General features: G+C 35.3%; 15 protein-coding genes, 1 rRNA gene and 1 riboswitch. Of the genes, 3 read left to right on the forward strand and 13 right to left on the reverse strand.

What is annotated here, in order from left to right; genetic code table 11:
* A 5S ribosomal RNA gene (gene rrf, locus LV842_RS16145) occupies positions 1–73 on the forward strand; the annotation flags it as partial.
* A gap of 451 nt (positions 74–524) precedes the next feature.
* On the opposite strand, the gene LV842_RS08750 is transcribed toward rrf, so the two are convergent.
* The 11 genes from LV842_RS08750 to LV842_RS08800 all read right to left on the reverse strand — a co-directional run bounded on the left by LV842_RS08750 (position 525) and on the right by LV842_RS08800 (position 15,013).
* Positions 525–2,870: a phosphocholine-specific phospholipase C gene (locus LV842_RS08750; RefSeq protein WP_233111066.1), complete on the reverse strand. Its 2,346-nt coding sequence runs from the start codon at positions 2,868–2,870 to the stop codon at positions 525–527.
* A gap of 69 nt (positions 2,871–2,939) precedes the next feature.
* Positions 2,940–4,415, reverse strand: coding sequence for a SusD/RagB family nutrient-binding outer membrane lipoprotein (locus LV842_RS08755; RefSeq protein ID WP_233111067.1), 1,476 nt, complete (start codon positions 4,413–4,415; stop codon positions 2,940–2,942).
* Positions 4,416–4,435: 20 nt separating this feature from the next.
* The gene (locus tag LV842_RS08760; protein ID WP_233111068.1) at positions 4,436–7,576 is read right to left on the reverse strand and encodes a SusC/RagA family TonB-linked outer membrane protein; all 3,141 of its coding nucleotides are present in this window, start codon (positions 7,574–7,576) and stop codon (positions 4,436–4,438) included.
* A 324-nt stretch (positions 7,577–7,900) separates the two neighbouring features.
* Positions 7,901–10,189: a cation:proton antiporter gene (locus tag LV842_RS08765; protein ID WP_233111069.1), complete on the reverse strand. Its 2,289-nt coding sequence runs from the start codon at positions 10,187–10,189 to the stop codon at positions 7,901–7,903.
* A 102-nt stretch (positions 10,190–10,291) separates the two neighbouring features.
* Entirely contained in the window at positions 10,292–10,681 is a 390-nt protein-coding gene (locus LV842_RS08770) for a hypothetical protein (RefSeq protein ID WP_233111070.1), read from the reverse strand.
* A 106-nt stretch (positions 10,682–10,787) separates the two neighbouring features.
* Positions 10,788–11,498 carry a LytR/AlgR family response regulator transcription factor gene (locus LV842_RS08775; RefSeq protein WP_233111071.1) on the reverse strand — a complete coding sequence of 237 codons (711 nt, stop codon included), beginning with the start codon at positions 11,496–11,498 and terminating at the stop codon, positions 10,788–10,790.
* The gene (locus LV842_RS08780) at positions 11,476–12,246 is read right to left on the reverse strand and encodes a sensor histidine kinase (RefSeq protein WP_233111072.1); all 771 of its coding nucleotides are present in this window, start codon (positions 12,244–12,246) and stop codon (positions 11,476–11,478) included. Before LV842_RS08780 ends, LV842_RS08775 begins: the two co-directional genes overlap by 23 nt.
* A gap of 48 nt (positions 12,247–12,294) precedes the next feature.
* Positions 12,295–12,666 (reverse strand): hypothetical protein, encoded by a 372-nt coding sequence (locus tag LV842_RS08785; protein WP_233111073.1) that lies wholly within the window; start codon positions 12,664–12,666, stop codon positions 12,295–12,297.
* A 76-nt stretch (positions 12,667–12,742) separates the two neighbouring features.
* Positions 12,743–13,936 (reverse strand): alanine dehydrogenase, encoded by a 1,194-nt coding sequence (locus tag LV842_RS08790; RefSeq protein ID WP_233111074.1) that lies wholly within the window; start codon positions 13,934–13,936, stop codon positions 12,743–12,745.
* Between the two features lie 64 nt (positions 13,937–14,000).
* Positions 14,001–14,408, reverse strand: coding sequence for a tRNA (adenosine(37)-N6)-threonylcarbamoyltransferase complex ATPase subunit type 1 TsaE (tsaE, locus tag LV842_RS08795; protein WP_233111075.1), 408 nt, complete (start codon positions 14,406–14,408; stop codon positions 14,001–14,003).
* Positions 14,408–15,013 (reverse strand): transglycosylase domain-containing protein, encoded by a 606-nt coding sequence (locus LV842_RS08800; RefSeq protein WP_233111076.1) that lies wholly within the window; start codon positions 15,011–15,013, stop codon positions 14,408–14,410. The genes tsaE and LV842_RS08800 overlap by 1 nt, the downstream gene beginning before the upstream one ends.
* A gap of 132 nt (positions 15,014–15,145) precedes the next feature.
* Here LV842_RS08800 and dnaG point away from each other — a divergent pair, with 132 nt between their 5' ends.
* Together dnaG and clpP are read left to right on the forward strand one after the other, a co-directional pair.
* Positions 15,146–17,131, forward strand: coding sequence for a DNA primase (gene dnaG / locus LV842_RS08805; protein ID WP_233111077.1), 1,986 nt, complete (start codon positions 15,146–15,148; stop codon positions 17,129–17,131).
* A gap of 117 nt (positions 17,132–17,248) precedes the next feature.
* The gene (clpP, locus tag LV842_RS08810; protein ID WP_233111078.1) at positions 17,249–17,935 is read left to right on the forward strand and encodes an ATP-dependent Clp endopeptidase proteolytic subunit ClpP; all 687 of its coding nucleotides are present in this window, start codon (positions 17,249–17,251) and stop codon (positions 17,933–17,935) included.
* 78 nt (positions 17,936–18,013) lie between these two features.
* Here clpP and LV842_RS08815 read toward each other — a convergent pair whose 3' ends face one another.
* Positions 18,014–19,126, reverse strand: a complete 1,113-nt coding sequence (locus tag LV842_RS08815; RefSeq protein ID WP_233111079.1) for a T9SS type A sorting domain-containing protein — start codon at positions 19,124–19,126, stop codon at positions 18,014–18,016.
* A gap of 6 nt (positions 19,127–19,132) precedes the next feature.
* On the reverse strand, positions 19,133–20,407 hold the full coding sequence (locus tag LV842_RS08820; protein WP_233111080.1) for a YncE family protein: 1,275 nt from the start codon (positions 20,405–20,407) through the stop codon (positions 19,133–19,135).
* A 103-nt stretch (positions 20,408–20,510) separates the two neighbouring features.
* Positions 20,511–20,698, reverse strand: a riboswitch (cobalamin riboswitch).
* Positions 20,699–20,835: the final 137 nt, after the last annotated feature.

Consider the following 20,835-nt stretch of genomic DNA (forward strand, 5'->3'; position numbering starts at 1 on the left):
ATTCCGAACACAGAAGTTAAGCCCACCAGCGCCGATGGTACTGCGAAAGCGGGAGAGTAGGTCGCCGCCAGTTTTTATTTAAAGTCTCATAGAGTATTCTATGAGACTTTTTTTGTTTTATACTTTTTTACGTGTTGCTAAAAATCTTTGCTAGGAGATGGTTGTTGTCATTGCGACGAGCGAAGTGAGGAAGCAATCTCTTTTATCTCTAACAATAGCTGCAAAGCTTATTATCCTGCAAGGATCTAAGAAAAGTATTCGAAAATAGAAGTAGTGGTAAGCTGGAAATTGCTATGAAAATAGCCAAGTAATCCAATCTCCAAGAAAAGTTCTCTTGACTAATACTTTAATTAAGTATAGGTTTCTAGCCCCGATTGAACGGTATGTTTGAGCTCTTTTTACTGGGAGAGGGAAAAGAAGTTGACAGGCGTAAAAAAGCGAGTAGGATTAGAATGAAAATTTTATAAAAAAACCTTACACAACTAAGTATAAGGCTTAAATATATTCAAAAAAGTATTTAAAAACTAGCTCCAATGTGGATCAGAAACAGAGGTTTTTCCTGTTTCAATTCTACCCGAAAATTGCCAATTTTGATTTTTTGCATCTATTTTGAGATCATACCAACCTTTCATTTTACTATGGTCAATAATGATTTTCTCTTCGGGATGCTTTAAATCAATCTGCTTTTTAGTTCTTTCATAGAGATTCTCTACTATTATTGAAATGTTTTCTTTTTTCTTCTTTTTAATCACTAATTCTACTTCATTTTTAGAAGGATTATGATTAAGGAGAATTTCTATTTCAGGATTATTTTCTCCTGTAAAATATCTGTAAAAACCATTGGGACCAAAAACCTCATAATCATAGTTTTCATGCTGGACAGAATGTGATAACTCTTGTTTTGAGTACAATGCATAAGAAAAATGGAAATCTTTATTTTGAAACTGATTTCTGTCGTAAATGATTAAAGGAACTCCTTTGTCATTTAGATTTGTCATTTTGATTTTCCCGTCCTGAAAGTTAACAAGATAATTGTAGGGAAGTGCATTGGATGGTTTTAATCCTCTTTCCTGAATATCGAGCAAACTATTATTTAATTCATTTTCAGAATACCATTTTAAATTGGGAACAGGCTTATTTTTAGCAGAATTAATGGTTTTAGCATAATCCTTTTGATCCAGGTAATCCATTTTTGGAATTTTTGCATTGGCTGTGTTGAATGCCGATGTTAAATCTCCACAAATTGCTCTTCTCCAGTCACTAATATTTTCTACGGTAACATTTTTATTGAATTTTTTATGGATAAATGTTTCCAGAAATTGTAAAACAGAAGTATGATCTGAAACTTCAGAATTTACATAACCACCTTTGGTCCAAGGAGAAGCGATAATCATCGGAACTCTGTATCCCAAACCAACTGTACCTTCTACTTTTTCATAATCTTTCAGTTTTTGAGAGGTCATATATTCCTGATTTTTATTTACATATTCAACGCCTTCTTTCCCGTTCATATCAATGGGTTGACTGGGATTCATCGGAGGAGAGAAAGGTAAAACATGATCGAAATATCCGTCATTTTCGTCATAATTAATGATGAAAATTGTTTTTTTCCAGGTTTCAGGATCTTGAGTTAAAATATTTAATACTTCTGAAATATACCATGCTCCGTACCAAGGTGAACCAGGATGATCGGAAAAATGTTCGGGAGCAACCAGCCAGGATACTAACGGTAATTTTTTTTCTTCAACATCTTTTCTGAATTGGTATAAAACATCACCTTTTGGAATAACCAACCTCTCCCCATTTTCATCTTGTCCGATTTCTAAATTCCAGTAATCAGGATCGTTGGAATTGGTAGCAAATGCTTTTTCATGAAGATTTTTTTCGGTTTGGGAAAGTTTAGCAAAATTTTCAGGTTTAAATTCTTCCAAATCATTTTGAAGCTCTGCAATGATTTGTTCCAGTCTTTCTTTCTGTTTCGGATTTTTTTCAATTTCTTTTTTTAAGGAAGAGATGATATTCGGAATATTTTGATGATAACGATCTGAGAATTTTACATTAAATTTCGTAAACCATTCAATCGGATTATCAGTGAAATTGCTCAGCCAAGCCTCCTGTTCACCAGACATTCCTTTGGGCAGACTGATTTCATTTTGATATATTTTCCATGAAATATCCTGTTCTTCCAGAATTTCAGGGAAGCTTTTCCATTTTGCCTGTTTTGATTTAGGATAGTCTATATTTTCGTTGTAAACATTCGCTTTTACCTTACCATTTTGCTGCTCACGAAGTGTTCCTGACCAATGGAAAAGTCGGTTGGGTGTTGTTCCTGTTAATGATGAACAAAAATATTGGTCAAAAATTGTGAATGCATCTGCCAATTGATAATAAAACGGTAGATCTTCACGATTGTAATACCCTAATGTAAGTGGGATTTCTTTGTAATCTTTATTTCCTGAAGCTTTTGCCTGCAGCCATTGATCGTATTTTCCACTGTTTAAAGCTTTTTGCTGATTGTCCCAGGAATGTGGAAGAGAGCTCATCCATGTAGATTTTGTATTTCTTAAATCCAAACGGGCAGGAGCAGCATATTTTCCATCATTATTTTTTTGAAAAAAAACGGAATGACCGTCAGGTTTTCTGAAAGCTCTTTGATCTAAAAATCCTCTTACTCCTTTCATGGTCCCGAAAGCATGATCGAATGAGCGGTTTTCCTGCATCAGAATGACGATATGCTCTGCATCATAAAAGGTAGACAGAGCGTCTGGTTCTATGGTTAAAGCTTTTAAAATAGAAGGATGCAAAACAGTGGTTGTTCCTAATCCTGCTAAAAGTAAACTAGATTTTTCTAAAAATGTTCTTCTGTTCATATTCCAATCATTAAATAAAGAAACCGCAAGAAATTAAATTTTCCTGCGATTCTTAAAATTAATAAGTTTTTACTGTAACCACCAAGGTTTAGAGTTGATATTATCATTTCCTCCATATTGGGATGCCAATGCAGCTTTAAGGTTGGCACTGTTGTAATTGTATTCTGTCTGTGGATACCTGAATCTGTAAGGTGCTGTAACACCTGTTTGCAAAGGATAAGCAGGATAGCCGGTTCTCAGATAATCATAATAAGAAGTCCATTGTGACTGGTGAAACATTGTCATGTACTTTTGAGTCATGATTTTTTCCAGTTGAGTCGGCAACGTTGCGGAATTATCATAAATAACCAAAGGTGTTGCTAAATACTGATTCACATCAAATCCTGCAAAATACTGATTCGGATTTTTAACATAAGTCTGGTAAAATGTAAAGTTGGCCTTAATGGCGTTATCATAATGAGTTTTCGCTGAGCCTGAAATCCATCCTCTTGCTGTAGCTTCTGCTAAAATGAATTCTAATTCGGAATAACTTAAAACGTTGGAAGGCTCATTCGTAGCATCTTTATAGAAACGGTCGTTTACTTTAGAGATATTTTTTGCAGTAATGAGAGCGGCATTGTCAGAATAGGGTGAAGTCGGGTTTCCTCCGTTGTAACCTGTGAAGTCTGTAAGTGGCTTTCCTGCTTCTTTTGCTCCTGTTGTTTGTGCTGCAAAAGTAAATAAACGTGGGTCTTGTCTGTCTTTAAACAAATTGATAAAATAATTGGCCATATATAAACTTGAACCATATCCACTGTTATTGAACATCGTATATCTGCTGTCTGCAGCGTCTGCAAATTTCAGTTCTCCATTGTCTGCAATAGAAGTCATTAACGGTTGACTTCCTGCTACGGAAGCAAATTCTGTTGCGATATTGTAGCTTCCAACGGTAGGTTTTTTAGAAAGTGTAATTAAAATTTTCAGACGGAAAGAGTTGATCAGTTTTTTCCATTTTGAAGCGTCACCTTTGTAGATAATGTCGCCTTCAATTTTATCATTCGTATTGATCAAATCATTCGCTTCTTTCAATTCGGATAAAATTCCTGTCATTACCGTTTCCTGGCTGTCATATTTAGGTTGTGTAATCCCTGATTCACCTTTTACAGCTTCTGAATACGGAATACTTCCGAATTTTAAACTTAAATTGAAAAAATAATAGGCTCTGTAAAATTTACCGACCGCCTGATAATTTTTATTGTTGATCTTTTCAGCTTCCTGCATCATTTTCCCTGTATTCAAAAGCCCTTTTGTATATACATCGAAAGAAGCATCTCCCCATTTCATATATTGATACACATTTTCTCCGTCTGTTCCGATCATCATTCTGGAAGCATACATATTGTCGCCATTTACCTGAAAAGCATTTTGAGAAACATAAGTTAAAAGAAACTTGGGATCTATACTTGCCTTATCGTTCGGATTTTCATTGATCGTATCAAGATTTGTCTCACAGGATGCCAAAGCCAATAATCCTGCAACACTTACTAATTTTATAATATTTTTCATTTTGATTGAATGTTTTTTAATTAAAATTTAAGGTTAAAACCAATTCCGAACCATCTGCTTGAAGGATCTTGAATGTCATTTCCTGTCTTGATTTTGTAATCAGGATCTGAATACAGATTTTTAGATTTTTTCCACATCGCAAGATTGTATCCTGAAATATTAGCAGTAAACCCTTTTATCATCCCCTTCGGGTTTAATAAAGATGAAAAATCATATTCAAGGATAACCGATCTCAATTTCACGAAAGTTCTGTCGAATACGTTCGCAAATAGTTCGCTTTCGTCCTCAGTAACTCTTGCCTGATAAGGATAATTCTGTGCCCAATCCTGAAAACTGATTGCTTTTGTATGTGGCGTATACGTTCCGGTAGCAGGATTATAATTTACTCCATCCGGTACAAAATAATAGGTTCCCGGGTTTGCATATTCCAAGTCTCTGTACATCGTAGAGTTTGGATGTTTTCCTCCCCACCACATTTTTTCTACGACCTGAGACCTCATGACACCACCAATGCTGCCGTCGATACCAATATTTAAGCTTAGCTTTTTATATTTAAAGGTATTGTTGAAGCCAAATGTCCAATCCGGATTAAAATGTCCCAGGTTGGTAGGAGTTGTTGCTCTTGTCGGCATACCTGTATTGGCATTAAGGATCACTTTTCCGTCCGGAGATTTCTGCCATGTAAGATCATAATAACTATCCATTCTTTCACCTAATTTGATGTTATTATAATTCGGCATATCTCCGTAGATGGCAGTTAGTTTTTGTTCGTAAGTACTCCAGTTGATCAAAGATTTCCAAGTGAAATTATTGGTTTTAACAGGAACAATACCTAATGAAATTTCAACCCCTTTTGTCGTATACTCATTACCGTTTACATATTGAGAAGTAAATCCTGAAGACGGTGAGCTTGGAAACTGAAGAATATTATTATAATCCAGCGTTCTGAAATAAGTGGCATCTAAGGTAATTCTGTTATTTAAAAATCCTGCGCTTAATCCAAGTTCATAAGATTTTGTCTGCTCCGGTTTTAATGAATTTTCATAGTTCAGTACCGTAGGATAATAATAGGTAGGATTTCCGTTGAAGGTAATTCCGCTGTTATTCAAATAATAATTCCTGATAGAATAAGGTTGGAAATCATAAGCAACTTTTGCCCATGAAGCCGATAATTTTAACAAGTTGACCGCTTTAGGCATGTTCACCAGGTTTGAAATTACAGCACTCAGTGAAGCAGAAGGGTAGAAGTAGGATCTGTTGGCTTTTGGTAATGTTGAAGACCAGTCGTTACGTCCTGAAACGTTGATAAAGAAAGCATTGTACAATCCAACGTCTATGGTTGAATAGACACTGTAGATCAGTTTTTCTTTCAGGTAATCATAATATTTTACAGCTCCGGTTGAATTGTCTAGTGAATATATTTCCGGAATTTTTAAACCATCTGTGGAAGCATTGTCGATATCATTTTTGTAGTAAAATGTAGATCCTCCCGCATTGATGGTGAAATCAAAATTATCGGAAATTTTCTTTTTATAAGTTGCTAAAATATCTGAGTTAAAATTCCATGTTTTGGTATCGTTCAAAATATAACCGCCACTTCTCGGAGCGCTGTAATTGAAATACGAATAAGGGCTCTGAATTTCCTGCTTGTTATGATTTTCAACCATTGAGATCTTACCTTTTACCGAAAAATCCTGAGTGACTTTATATTCTAAACCTGTCTGTGCATTGATAATGTCGGTTCTGTTTTTATTTTTATAATATTCAGCACCGAACCATGGGTTGTTGTACCAAGCGTAATTCCAGTTGGCTTGTGTTTTCCCTTGTTGCCCAGGAACCCATAGATGATTTTTTAAATCTCTTCCGTCTACATCACCTCCCATCCAGATTAAAATGGTGTACATGTGACCACTCGGATTGTAATCATAGTTAGGAATATTGGGTGTGAAAGTTTGATTAAAATTAAACTTAGAATCGAAAGTCAACTTGTCGCTGATATGGTTTTCTGATGAAAAATTGACACCGTAACGTTGAAGATACGATCCCGGAATACGGTCGTTATAATTCATGAAATTTCCTGAAAAGCGATAGATATCTTTATTGTTTTTATAGCTGATCGAAAAGTTATTATTATTAATTACAGCCGGTTTCATGAATGTTTTTAAATTATCATGATATTCCCAGTCGATAGGAACTCTTTCGTACCTCGATTTGTCGTTATACTGACTTCCTGCAACAGTTCCGTACCAAGGAATAATTTCTCCGGTTTGTTTATCTCTGATCGGGCTGTTCCATTGTGCAATCTTGGTTCCGGGAACAAATTTTGGTCCCCAAATCATATCACCGTCGTTTACCCCACCGTCGGCTCCGTCCCAGAATTCATATTTTCCGTGCGAACCGTTTCCGTATTCCGTTTGTGTTTTCGGAAGGTTGGTAAATCCCGCGGTAATCATTGTGTTTTGGGAAAACTCTACAGTAAAACCTTTCTTTTTGGCACTTTTTGTAGTGATTAAAAGCGCACCGTATCTCCCTCTGGAACCATAAAGAGCAGAAGCGGTTGCTCCTTTCAGAACGTTGATATTATCAATGTTATTCGGATCTAAATTTTGAAAAACTTCCTTCTCAACAATTACTCCGTCAATAACAAAAACCAGATTTGAATTTCCTCTTAAGGTAAATTCAGGAGCCTGTTGCATTCCTGTAGGGTTAGAAACGTTTAATCCGGCAACCTGTCCGGAAAATAAGTTCCCGATACTTGGTGTGGTAACGGTCTCAAACTGTTTGGTTCCCACTTCCTGAGTAGAATATCCTATTTTTTCTTTCTTTTTGGCAATCCCTAAAGCGGTGATCACAACCCCTTCAATTTGTTTTTCGGATACTTTTTTTAAAACAACCGAATAGTTTTTTCTGTTGGAAACTTCAACTGTATATATTGAAAAATCGGGAGCATAAAATTCTAAAATATCTTTTGGATTTGCTGAAATGGTAAAGTTCCCGTTTGCATCAGTGATGGCTGTTTTCCCTGTGTTTTTATCGGTGATGCTCACACCTGAAACACTAGAGCCGTTTTCGGATTTTACATTTCCGGAAATGTTAACTTCTTGGGCGGTAAGATAGAGAGGGAGTAAAAAAATAGCGAAAGTAGCTAATGTTTTTTTCATTTTTTTTTTGATGGCAAATTTAGCGGAGCATTGTTACAGCGGTTTTAAGGCTGTATTAAAAGAAAAATATGATTTCAGCCTTGATCAGAAGAAAAATTAATAGAATTATAAAGCAAGAAGTACTGCTTGTTTTATAAAATTTTACTTTTTTATATTATTATAAGGAAGGCTTTACAACAGGCAATCGCGAGTGATTTAAAGAAATTTTTTAATGAGATTTATCTAATCAGTTTTTAGATGGATTACCAAAAACTGTTGTGAACGGCTTAAAAATAAAAAGACCGCCTAAAAAAGCAGTCTTTATCGTTTGTTAAATAATGTGTATTACGGATTAGAAATAATCAGCGTAGATGGTATGTCTGATAGCCACAAACTTTTGGTATCGATCATATTTTTCCAGCTTTTGCTGCTGATAAGCATTAAGTCCTGGGAATTTAAAAACTCACTTTCAATTTTCTTTTCGTTATATAGGGTGATGTGATTGGGTGCTACCTGCTCTATACTTCTGATTAATTCCTTTACCTCAATATTATTACGGATTTGTCCTGCAACATCAAGAATAATAATCTGAGAATTGTTGTTATTAATCAATCTTTTAGCATATTCTAATAAATAAAAATCGCTTAAATTGAAAATAGGAACAAAGACTTTGTCTGCAGACTTGAACTCTTTTTCAACCAAAACACCCACCGGAATATGAGCTTTATCCAGAATTTGCAAGGTAAGATCATCAAAAGGAGAATTGTTGAAAATATTGCTTTTACCTTTTACCGTATTCAGAAGCTTTTCAGGATTGATAATCTTAGTGGTAAAACCTAATAATCTGCCTAATAAACTCCCTTCGTACATGGATTTTCCAAGCATGATAAGAAGAAGGTCGTAATTTCCTTTATTTGTAATATTTGTCAGATCACTCTCCACATCTGTAGAGGCCTTGAAAAGCGTAGTCACTTCAAGCTGAAGATCATGAGAGGTTTCAATAATATTTTTGAATTGCTCTTTTTCATAATTCTCAATATCAAAGGCATGAAGTTCATCAATAGGAGCAATATTCATTGCGGTCACACTTTTGTTTCCATTCATCTTGCGGGTAAAATTATCTGCAAGTTTCAGTAACTTACTTCCGGATTTTGCCGTTTCAAAAGATAAAAGAACCCTGTATTTTGAATCATTTTCTTCATTGCTTTCATCTTCTATCATAGATTTTTTTCCTTTGAAAAGATAGTTAATGAGATCAAGACACGGTCCTGTCATAAAAGTGGTAAATAGCGCCATGATCACCAACAGTGTAAACAACTCAGGTCCTAAAACTCCTAAATCATATCCGATATTCAATACAATAAGTTCCGTAAGACCTCTAGTATTCATTAAAGCACCAATTGTAAGACTGTCTTTCCAGCTTATATTCAGGAATCTTGCTGTGAGTGCACTTCCCACAAATTTTCCGGTAACTGCAGTCAGAATGATAAACCCTCCGACTTTCCAAAGATGAGGATCATTCAATAGCCCGATTTGCGTTCTTAGCCCGGTAAATACGAAGAAAAGAGGAAGTAGTAATACCAATGCCACATCTTCTACTTTTTCGATGAAAAGGCTTCTGAATTTTACATTTTCCGGCATAATCGCTCCTGCCATAAATGCTCCGAAGAGGGCATGAATTCCTATAACTTCTGTTGCGTATGATGAAATAATCAGGATTAAGAAAAATACAGCCACCAATGCTTTGCTTATAAATCCTTTTCCTTTTTGTGCTTCAGCAATTCTGGTCAAGAATGGTCTTACTGCTTTAATCATGATAAAGACATACAGAATGGCCATTAAAATAACGAATACTGATCCTGAGAAAGATCCCGCTTTTACAATAGCAATAACGGCTGCCAAAATACACCAAGCTGTAATGTCATCGGCTGCAGCACAGGTAATGACTACGGTTCCTATTTTGGTTTTATGTAAATTTCTTTCCTGAACAATTCTTGCCAAAACCGGAAATGCTGTGATACTCATTGCAATGGCTATGAATAGGGCAAAGGAACTAAACTGAATGCCGTCAGGAGCAAATTCTTTATAAATGAAGTAAGAGAGTCCAACTCCCAATGCAAAAGGAATAATAATACTTGCGTGACTGATGACTACTGCATCGTGCGCTTTTTTTCTTAAAACGCTTAAATCCAGTTCCATCCCAACGATATACATGAATAGAATAAGACCGATCTGACTTAAAAACTGTAAGTTTGGTAGAGATTCTTTCGGGAAAATAAATGCTGAGAGCTCAGGAAAATAAAGCCCGAAAAGTGAGGGCCCCAAAACAATACCGGCAATCATTTCACCGATTACGGAAGGTTGTTTTAATTTAACACAAATCCATCCGAAAAGTTTGGCTACCATAATGATGGTTACGATCTGAGCTAAAAGAAGCGCCAAAGGATGATGAAGATTTGTCATGAATGAATCAGCGAAATTTCCCCACATGGTTTGCCCTGTCGCTTTGCTTGGAGCAATATTTTCTCCGATTTCCAATGTTCTTCCCTCCACAAAAAACCAATACATCAAACATGAAAAAAATGCGATGGTACTGATGTAGAAAATAATATTTTTATATTTTCCCAAATTCATAACTCAGTTTATTTTTAAAGTGTAAATTTCTTAAGAATATATGGATGACACGAATTAAATTTTTTAAAATGTAATCAATGTCATGAATAATGTAATGAAAGTCTATTTGAAAGAATACCCCAAACCGACTCCCATTTTCCAAGTTCCGTTCTGCGTTGAAGTTTTAGCATTGTAATACACCGGAATCTGTAGAGCAATCTTTTTGTAAACGACCGTTAAACCGGCTCCAAGAGTTGGCATAATCGGGCTGTTTTTTGTTCCTTCAGATGGGTCTTCTTTGATTCTTAAGGAGGGAAGCATTCCCAATAGTAATTTTACATTTTTGTTTTTAAAACTGACATTCGGTCCCGTAAAATTGATGAACGCTCCATGATCTGCATATCCTGCCGCCACAGTTCCGTCGAAAAATGAGGCTTTGATTTTAGCATCAGTTTCCTGGGAAAAACAAAAACATGATATGAGAATTCCACCAGCATAAAGAAGTTTTTTCATTAGAAATTATTTAATCGGTGCAAAAATACATCGACGAAATATCCTAATGGAGGGCATGTAATAAAAGGGCTTAATTCTGTGGTGAAACCTGAAATGTTTGAAAAAACTACTTTCCGAACATTTCCATTAATGCGTTTTTATAAGTTTCTCCGATCTGGAGTTTCAGGAAATGTTCTCCTTCAGCAGAAATCGTTGTAATAATTTCGTTGGTCGAGAAAACTTTGATCGATGACAAAGCGATGATTTCTTTTTTATTAACCTGAGCAAAATCTTTTGAAGGCAGCATTTCCAAAAGGTTTTTAAAGCTGAGATTTTTTAAAACAATGGTTGTTCCGTCGTTGAGAATGATGTCTTTGTCTCGGCTGTCGATTTCAGAAGTCTTGATATAAGCGATCTGTTCTGTAAAAATAACGGTTTTACCAATATTGGTATTCCATTCAATAAGATTTTTCTTGTGGGAGTTTTGAAGCAGTTCCGTAGCTTTTTCAAAAGCCTGTATCAGTCGTTCTTTTTTGATAGGCTTTCTTACGTAGTCGACCACATTCAGATCAAATGCTTCGGCGGCATATTCTTTATAAGCAGTGGTAAAAATAATTTTTTTTGAACCTGAAATCAATTCTGCAACCTGTAAACCATTCATTCCGGGCATTTCTATATCTAAAATGCAAACATTGCAATCAAGACTGTCGATTTCGTTTAAGAAAACTCTGGGATCGTTAAATGCTTTTACGACTTCAACGTTTTCAATTTGTTCGCATAGAAGTTTTAAATAGCTGATTGCCAGTAATTCATCATCAAGAATAACGCATTTTATCATAGAATTCTCCCAGATTAATTTTTAATTCTGCTGTGAATATACCGTTTTTTGAGCTTTTCTGAAGTGAATAATGATTGTTATAAATCATTTTTAATCGCTGATCCAGAGACTGGCTTCCGAAACCGCTTTTCTCCTTCTCCAATACATTTTTCAAAGACGCTTTATTGCTGACTTTCATCGTGAAAATACCTCCCTCAAGTTCCAGCTGAATCGAAATAAATGAATCCTGAGCAAGGAAATCTGTATGTTTAAAAGCATTTTCGATCAAGTCTACCGAAATAAACGGAGCAAAAACTTTCTCTTCGTAAATTTCGTCAGATTTATTAATTTTTGACTTGATCCTGAAATCAAAAAGAGGATTTACCTTTATTTTATTGATCTCAATTAAGCTTAAAGCGAAATTCAGTTCTTCTTTGGGACTTACAAATTTATTGTTGCTTTCATATAAAATATAATCCAGGACATTCGCGAGTTTATCCAGTGACATATACGTTTGATAAGCGTGTGACTGAACCGAATTCAGTATATTTTTAAACAAATGAGGATTCAGTTTGGTGCCGATATGTTCGAGCTGAACTTCGTTTAATCTTTGCTGGATTATTCTATTCGCCTCAGAAAGTTTAGCATTTTTTATCTTAAATTTTTGATTTTGACTGAATAAATAAATGCTTACCGTTGCAAAAAAGAAAATAGCAAATACTCCTATGAATATCAGATAATCATGAATCATGTAGTAATTGCCGTCCATTTATTTAAAACTTTAATATTGGTGAAATGTTATGCTTACAAAACATCTTTATTTCAACTTCTTCAAAGAATTCAAAGTTACCGTTTCCTCACATTTTTCGTAGGTGATTTCGTAAACAGGACTTTTTTCAGGATAGGTCAAAAGATAATCAGGACACGGCTTTTTTTGAGCGTGGCTTCTGTCAAAATCTACTTTTCCTTTAGTAATGATACTGTCTTTTAAGAACTTTTCATCGATTTTCAAGGTATTCATTTCAGCTTTAAAAGTTTCGGAATATTTGAAATCTTTAGATAAAGTCTCCGCAATTACACGGCTGTTGGGAAGATATCCGCTGCAACTCGCTCCTTTTTTATTTAAGACAAAAAATACAATAGCTAGTCCCGGAATGAGACCTATTAAGTAGAATTTAAGTTTTTTCATGCGTAGATGTTACGATTTTAAAGGTTATATGGAACCAATCTGTTGAGATTTATGTTTCCTAACCTTGGCAATTTCATTAGAAAATTAAAAGATTGATATCATGATAAGTAAGTCCGAAACGATCGCAAATGATTTTTTTAGTATGTCTTCCTTTGTACATATAAAGACTTTGCTTCATTTCATTTTTGCGAACCAGCATATTTTCGAAACCGCCTTCCTCATCGTAATTTAAAATATAGGAAAGGAAGAAATTGGAGATGGCTTTTGTAGTCGTTCTCGGCATTCTTGAAGTAAGATTCGGAAGTCCACAATGGATGACACCATGTTTGATAACGTAAGGATCTTCCATAGTGGTCAGTTCAGAAGTCTCAATCACTTTTCCGTTGTCAATTGTAATATCAATGATCACACTTCCTTTTTTCATTTTCATCACCATGTCTTCTGTGACGATCGGAGTCATATTTAACCTTGGAAGGGCACCAATAACTACATCTGCACGTCTTAATGCTTTACGAAGTTCTTTAGGATCTATGATGGAAGTAGGGACTCTGCTGTCTACCAACGTATGAAGTCTTCTTAATTTAGAAAGTGAATTGTCGAAAACTCTTACACTTGCTCCTAAACCTATGGCTGCTTTTGTTGCAAATTCTCCTACAATTCCGGCTCCTAAAATAACTACTTCAGCCGGTCTTACTCCTGTAATTCCTCCTAACATCAAACCGTTTGACAACGCTAATAGTTCGGAAGCGTAAAGAATAGAAACCGTTCCAGCAATTTCTCCTACCAATCGTACCAGAGAGAGTTGTTTATATTCATCAACAATGAATTCAAAAGCAATGGCATTTACTTTTTTTTCTGCCAGTTTCAGGAAATATTCTTTATCTCTTAAGTTAATCTGAAGTGCAGAAACCAAATAGGTATTTGGTCTCATGAATTCGATCTCGTCCTCTGTAGGCGGATTAATTTTTAAAATTAAATCTTGTCCGAATGCTTCTTTAGGATCGTTTGTTATTCGGGCACCCGATTCAGAATATTGTAAATCTGTAAAAAACGAGCCTTCTCCTGCTCCGGCTTCTATAATAATTTCATGACCATGTTCTACCAAAACCTGTACAGCGTCTGGTGTAATACAGGTTCTCCTTTCATTAAGGCAAGTTTCTTTTGGAATTCCTATGCTGAATTGTTTTCCTTTTTTAATCACCTCAAGCTTTTCTGCCTTCGGGATAAGTTCCTCTTCAGTAAAAGGAGTGAAAATATTTGTAGTACTCATTTTAAATTATATCTTACAGATAATTATTTTATAATTGAATTCAGTAAGCAAAGATACATAATATTTACTCGAATGAAACCTCTCTGTTTTCACCTGTATTGATGATGCTCATTTCGTGGTATTCAAGCCCGTAAAGCTCGTCTTCATACACTTCCGGCCATTCGATGATGCAAAGAAAAGCGTTGTCTAAATATTCTTCAATACCAATATCGTAAACTTCTTCTATGTTTTTCAAACGATACAAATCGAAATGATAGATTTTTCCTTTAGGAGTATTGTATTCGTTCACAATAGAATAAGTGGGAGAGTTGACTTCGTCATGACTTCCTAAACTCTTAAGTAAAAACTGCGTGAAAGTAGTTTTTCCCGCTCCTAAGTTCCCTTTTAATAAGAGAATATTATGTTGTAGTTTAGGAATAATAGTGTCAACTATTTCTTGCCAGTCTTCGATTGTATGTATCGTATAATTCATTACTTATTTACATTTTTCTCGTACAAATTTAAGAAATGTCCGGCTCTTGCTTTTGCTTTTTTAGGATTTCTATGTCGGTTATTTCGATGAGGAGCTTCATAGAGTGCCAAAATTTCTGCCATTTCTATTGGTGTTAAATCTTTCGTTTCTTTATTAAACAGTGATTTTGAAACTTTCTGTAAGCCTTTTCTATTTTCTAAAAAATCAAAATGACTGAAATTGAATTCTAAACAATCTTGTTGGCTGTAATGATGTTCTATATATCTTGCCAGTAAGAATTGATCTGTCAGTTGCTCGTTTTTAATTTCTAAAGCTGGAAATATTCTGTAAGCCATCTGATTACAAGGACACTCTTTTCTTTGTGAATCGGAATTCATCAAAGCAGTAAGAATGAAATTCCAAGAGTTTCCTGATAAAGAGTTGGGATAAACGGTATTATAAAAATTTGAAAAATTAGCAGGAATTTTTTCACTGCTTCTTATTTCATACGTGATCAATCGTTTGTCAGTATCATTGATTATAAACCTTCCTCCAAATTCGAGATATAAGAGGAAAAATACTATTGAAGAAATTATGATTAATAAAAATCTTTTTAAATATTTCATGCTTAAGGATTCAAAGTTTTTCAAAAATAATTAAAAATAGAAGCAGTTAAAAATCAAAAAATTATTGAAATTCAGAGATTGAGTTGTCTATACATGTGGCAAATTAAATAGAAATTTGTATATTTTTGTATCATGATTTCCAAACAGACCATAGATAAGATATTCTCAACAATCCGTGTAGAAGAGATTGTTGGTGAATATGTGCAGTTGAAAAGGGCAGGGTCTAATTATAAAGGACTCAGTCCGTTCCATGATGAAAAATCTCCGAGTTTCGTAGTTTCACCAAGTAAACAGATCTGGAAAGACTTCTCGACAGGAAAAGGAGGAACTGCGATTTCTTTTTTAATGGAAATTGAGAATTTCACTTATCCTGAAGCACTTCGTCACGCTGCAAAAAAATACGGAATTGAGATCGAGGAAGATCAGAAAGATTTTTCCGAAGAAGCCAAAAATGCACAGTCGGAAAGAGATTTACTCTATAAAATCCATGAAGTTGCGAATGATTATTTCCAAAATTTCCTTTGGGAAGTTGAAGAAGGAAAAGCCATCGGATTGTCTTATTTCAAAGAGCGTGAACTTCGTGATGATATCATTAAGAAATTTCAGCTCGGATATTCTCCTGAAAAGAAAAATGCTTTTACAGCATTTGCATTAGAGAAAGGATATTCAAAAGAAATTTTAGAGAAATCCGGACTTTCTATTTTCCCTGAAAATACACCGGCAGGAGTTGACCGTTTTCGCGAAAGAGTAATTTTCCCGATTCACAGTTTTTCGGGAAGAGTGTTGGGTTTTGGAGCCAGAATCCTTAAAAATAACGTCAAGACTGCAAAATATCTCAATTCTCCGGAGACCGAAATTTATCATAAATCCAATGTTCTTTACGGGTTAAACCAAAGTAAACAGGCAATTTCGAAAAAGAATATCTGTCTTTTGGTAGAAGGATATATGGATGTGATTTCCCTTCATATGTCGGGAATTGAAAATGTGGTGGCAAGCTCAGGAACTTCTTTAACGACAGAGCAAATTAAGCTGATCAAAAGGTTAACGGAAAATGTTACGATTCTTTTTGATGGGGATAATGCGGGAATTAAAGCCAGTTTCAGAAGTATCGATATGCTTTTGACGGAAGGGATGAACATTCGTGTGCTGCTTTTCCCGGATGGTGATGATCCCGATTCTTTTGCACGAAAACACCCTCAGGAATATGTAGAAAAATTCATCGAAAATGAAGCGCTGGATTTTATTGATTTTAAAGCGGAAATTCTTTTAAGAGAAGTCGGAAATGATCCGATTAAAAAGGCAGAAGCGATTAGAGATATTGTAAAATCGGTTGGTTTTGTTCAAAATGCTTTAAAAAGAGAGGTTTACTTAAAAGAAGTTTCGAATAAATTCGGACTTTCTGAGCAGAGTTTGTTTAATGAACTGGATGTTCAGAGACAGGTAACCCAAAATCAGAATCAGCACGTTCAGCAGCAAAAGGAAAATGCAGCTCCGGTAAAAATGGAGGTTGTTCCTTTGGATGAAGGAAAAGAGGATCCGTTTTTGTTTGAAGTTTTATTCATGGAAAATAAATTGGTGGATCATATGCTGATGTTCGGAGACATTATTTTGAAAAGAAAGGATGATCACGACGAAGAGTATCAGATTACCGTGATCGAAGAAATTCTACAGCATTTCGATGAAGAACACTATGAGTTTTTGGTAAAAGGAAATGAAATCATCATTAATCAGGTAAAAGAAGGGATTCGAAATGATGAGCTGAGAAGCGGAAACTTTTTTGTATCTTTTATGGACGAAGAGATTACTTCAAAAGTGGTTGATGCGCTCCTTCCTTTGGATGATCTTGAAAACTGGGCGTCCAGAAATATTTATCCGCCCAATTACGGGGATAAGATTGCAGAGCAGGTAAAAGGTGATGTTTTGCTTCATAAATACAGATATATAGATTATTTGATAAAACAAACAGCCAGTGAACTTGATGTACACAGCGATTCTGACCTGGTAAAATATTATGAGCTGATTCAAAAAATAACATTGTTGAAGCAAGCCTCAATTCGCCTGAATGATATTATTGAATATTCTCCGATCAAAGGGATTTACGGAGACAGGAAAAGATAATTTCAGACAAACTGGTTACTAATCATTAGTCTTCTGTGACAAAAAGTCTGATATAATTTTAGGAATAAAAGTTGTAATTTAAACTTTAGAAAAATTTAAAATAATACCAATAGAAATATGGACATTAAAAAAGAATTCAGAGACTTCTCTGTAAAGCATTTAGGAAACAACGGTTTGGTAACCGATCAGTATATGGGAATGTTTGGTCCAACAAATCTTACTCCATATATTATGGAAGAAAGAAGATTAAACGTAGCTCAGATGGACGTTTTCTCTCGTTTGATGATGGATAGAATCATCTTCTTAGGAACAGGAATCGATGATCAGGTTGCTAATATTGTAACGGCTCAGCTTCTGTTCTTAGAAAGTGCAGATCCTTCAAAAGATATTCAGATTTATATCAATTCTCCTGGTGGAAGTGTGTATGCAGGGTTAGGAATTTATGATACCATGCAAATCATTAAGCCGGATGTAGCAACAATCTGTACAGGAATTGCGGCTTCAATGGGTGCTGTATTATTGGTTGCTGGTGAAAACGGAAAGCGTTCTGCGCTTAAACATTCAAGAGTAATGATTCACCAACCTTCCGGAGGTGCTCAAGGAGTGGCTTCTGATATGGAGATTAACTTAAGAGAGATGTTGAAGCTGAAAAAAGAATTGTATGACATCATCGCTGAGCATTCAGGACAAACCTATGATTGGGTAGAAAAAGCGTCTGACAGAGATTACTGGATGACTTCTGAAGAAGCAAAAGGCTACGGAATGGTAGACGAAGTATTACAGAGATCTAAAGAGAAAAAGTAATTTCTTTTGAGTTTGAAAGATAAAAGACTCGGCGCGCCCAAAGGGCGCGCCGAGTCTTTTATCATATTTTCGATTCGATTATTTTTTAATAATCTTATGCGTTGTAACGGATTGTCCGGTCTTAATTTCAACCAAATAAACTCCCGGCTGTAGGTTTTGAATGTTAATTTTATGATTTTGGGTGTTCAACACTTTTTGTCCGGAAATAGAGTAGATGTTCACCTCTTTTATATTCTCCTTAGCGTCGATACTGATAAAATCACTTGCCGGATTCGGATAAATTGCAAATTTCTCTTTTACAGCATTTGAAACACTTAAAGTAGCATTAGCTTCTGTAGGCGTAAAAGGTCTTCTTGTTCCGAAGCTTAATCCGAACCAATCATTGTTGCTTAAAGTAACAGATGAAAGATCAGGATTGGTTTTCCAGTTGGATAAATTGGTTCCTTTGTAAAGCTTCCAGGTGTTACTTCCGCCTGTATTTCCTGACAATGAATTGAAAGAAAGAGACGAAACTTGATTAGAAGCCGAGGTAAAGTTGAATGTGCTTAAATTGTTATCAATTAATTGTAAAGCTTGTTCTGCTGTAATTGTTCCGTTGTACTGGATTCCAAACACAAAAGAATTGGCACTTCCGGTAGCGTTATCGGTTCCAAAATCTACAACGACCAAACTCTTATTGGTTCCGGTACCGATCCAGTTGGTAATTTGAGAGGCGTTGTACCATAACGAACTGTAAGCCGGAATAGGTGTTGCAGGAGCCTGCATCGATGGATTTGAAAATCCGTAAGAGAAACCGTACCATTTACCATCTTGTACACTTCCTCCGATTCCTCCGTTTCCTGAAAATGTTGCAGCCGAACTTCCTGACCATGTGCTCCACCAATCAGATCCTGAAGTTTGATAGTGCGTATTGAAACCAATAGTATTTAAAAAACCTCCGCCCTGCTGATAGGTAAATTGAGGTTCTGCAGTTTGAATTTTCTGTAATAAAGTGTTAATCGAAAGAGATTCTCCCGCATTGAATCTTACTCCCCAAGCGTAGGATCTGTCATCGGTTCCATCTTTAAAATCAACAACAACATAGGCAGTTTGAGTTCCACTTCCTATGAAAAATTTAACATCGTTTGCCGTAAATTGTGCCCAATACAGAGCAACGATAAAGATAAATGTAAAACTTAATATTTTTTTCATGTCAGATTATTTGATGATCAGTTTTTCAGTGAAGGTGTTGTTCTTATCAGTGATTTTTACCACATAAATTCCTTTAGATAGATTATTTACATCAACTCCGCTCTGTGTATAATCTGTAGTCATCATAAGTCTTCCGCTAAGGTCATAAATTTGAACCTTACCTGATTTTAAGCCTTGTACAAAGAATTTGTCGCTTGCAGGATTCGGATATAATGATAATTTAGACGGTTTTGTGTTTTCGGAAGTTGATAAAGAAGAAGTATTGTAAGCGATAACTTGATTAGGCAACATACTTACCGTAAAAGTATTCTGTAAAGTTCCCTGTAAATTGAAAGCATAAATTTTCCCCGGAGCAATATATCCTTGAGGATCGGCTACGTAAATTTTATCATTAACGACATTAAAGCCATAAGCGGTTCCGTAGCTTGTAACAGTAATCGGAGTGGTTGCAATCGGAGTTGTAGAAAAAGAAGGTGCAGCAATAGAAGTTTTGTAAATCGAGGCATCCTTTATATAGTAAATATTGGTTCCGTCCGTATCCATATAAGCAGGTTTGGTTCCCGCAGGAAATGGAGTACTGGAAACAACACTTTGTGTGATCGTATTATAAACCGTAAACGTTCCAAAAGATGTTGCAGTGTATGGATTTCCTGAACTCATGATGTAAAGAAGATGGTCTTTTTCAAAAATACTGTGAGGAAAATCTCCCACATTAATCTGAGATTCTACCGTGTTGTTAGATGGATTGATGATATCCATGAACTGATTGATTCCGAATCCTCCTTTCAGAAGCACATACAGTTTGTTGTTTTTGCTGTAGATTTTTTCAGGGCCGCTTCCTACCTGAATATTGGCTTCGTGAGCATACGTATTAAGATTATAAACGGAAACATAATTGGTTGAAGAGCCTGAACCTCCCCAATTGGTTACATAAAATTTGTTTCCGCTGACAGCGATGTATCTCGGATTGTCAAGATTGGAAGTAATGGTCGTAATCAGGGAGAAGTCAGATTTATTAATCACCTTGATTTGGTTCGAAATATTTAAAACCACAAAAATTTTATCACCAAAAATTTTAATGTCTTGAGCTGTATCACCCAATGCAGCATTGCCGTTATTGGTTTTAAAATAATTGTTGGTGACAATCGATTGATTGTTGATGAGTGATATTTCAGCATTGTTGCTTCCTGCACCACCTTCATTGAGTACCAAGACTCCATCGATTTGAGCATTTGCAAAAAAGACGACAAATGCCAGAATAAGAAAATAGATTTTCTTCATGATAATATATAATTAAAGTTTTGTTCCCGAAACTTCACCTCAGGGCAAAACAGTCATGAAAAAAATCCTATAGATTTTTACTTCATAAACTTTTATTCCCGAAAGTTGAAATTAATCTAAGGCAGGTCTCCTGGCTTGCATCTTATGATCACCTTCCCAAACGTGAAGTTCAGTGGTATTATCGATCACAAGTTGAATAGCTTACAGTTGCGGGTACAGCTCAAGAATTATTTCTTCACTTGATTCCCTATTAATGAGCGCAATGGCTCAACCTTAAACTTTTGCAAATATATTATTAAAATATAGAGTCGTTTTTTTATAATAATGTAGTTTGATTGTAAGTATGGGTGTGTTTTAACTTATAAAAGCTTTTAATTATTAAGAAATTAATAAAGGAAGTCAGTAGAGTAATGTATTTTCGATGATTT

This window comes from Chryseobacterium gwangjuense (assembly GCF_021311115.1).
GTDB lineage: Bacteria > Bacteroidota > Bacteroidia > Flavobacteriales > Weeksellaceae > Chryseobacterium > Chryseobacterium gwangjuense.

Excerpts from the sequence above, each read along its gene's own strand:
- LV842_RS08770 (WP_233111070.1), bottom strand. The coding sequence starts at position 10,681 with ATGAAAAAACTTCTTTATGCTGGTGGAATTCTCATATCATGTTTTTGT.
- clpP (WP_233111078.1), top strand. The coding sequence starts at position 17,249 with ATGGACATTAAAAAAGAATTCAGAGACTTCTCTGTAAAGCATTTAGGA.
- LV842_RS08800 (WP_233111076.1), bottom strand. The coding sequence starts at position 15,013 with ATGAAATATTTAAAAAGATTTTTATTAATCATAATTTCTTCAATAGTA.
- LV842_RS08820 (WP_233111080.1), bottom strand. The coding sequence starts at position 20,407 with ATGAAGAAAATCTATTTTCTTATTCTGGCATTTGTCGTCTTTTTTGCA.
- LV842_RS08775 (WP_233111071.1), bottom strand. The coding sequence starts at position 11,498 with ATGATAAAATGCGTTATTCTTGATGATGAATTACTGGCAATCAGCTAT.
- LV842_RS08790 (WP_233111074.1), bottom strand. The coding sequence starts at position 13,936 with ATGAGTACTACAAATATTTTCACTCCTTTTACTGAAGAGGAACTTATC.
- LV842_RS08815 (WP_233111079.1), bottom strand. The coding sequence starts at position 19,126 with ATGAAAAAAATATTAAGTTTTACATTTATCTTTATCGTTGCTCTGTAT.
- LV842_RS08750 (WP_233111066.1), bottom strand. The coding sequence starts at position 2,870 with ATGAACAGAAGAACATTTTTAGAAAAATCTAGTTTACTTTTAGCAGGA.
- tsaE (WP_233111075.1), bottom strand. The coding sequence starts at position 14,408 with ATGAATTATACGATACATACAATCGAAGACTGGCAAGAAATAGTTGAC.
- LV842_RS08785 (WP_233111073.1), bottom strand. The coding sequence starts at position 12,666 with ATGAAAAAACTTAAATTCTACTTAATAGGTCTCATTCCGGGACTAGCT.
- LV842_RS08780 (WP_233111072.1), bottom strand. The coding sequence starts at position 12,246 with ATGGACGGCAATTACTACATGATTCATGATTATCTGATATTCATAGGA.
- dnaG (WP_233111077.1), top strand. The coding sequence starts at position 15,146 with ATGATTTCCAAACAGACCATAGATAAGATATTCTCAACAATCCGTGTA.
- LV842_RS08765 (WP_233111069.1), bottom strand. The coding sequence starts at position 10,189 with ATGAATTTGGGAAAATATAAAAATATTATTTTCTACATCAGTACCATC.
- LV842_RS08760 (WP_233111068.1), bottom strand. The coding sequence starts at position 7,576 with ATGAAAAAAACATTAGCTACTTTCGCTATTTTTTTACTCCCTCTCTAT.
- LV842_RS08755 (WP_233111067.1), bottom strand. The coding sequence starts at position 4,415 with ATGAAAAATATTATAAAATTAGTAAGTGTTGCAGGATTATTGGCTTTG.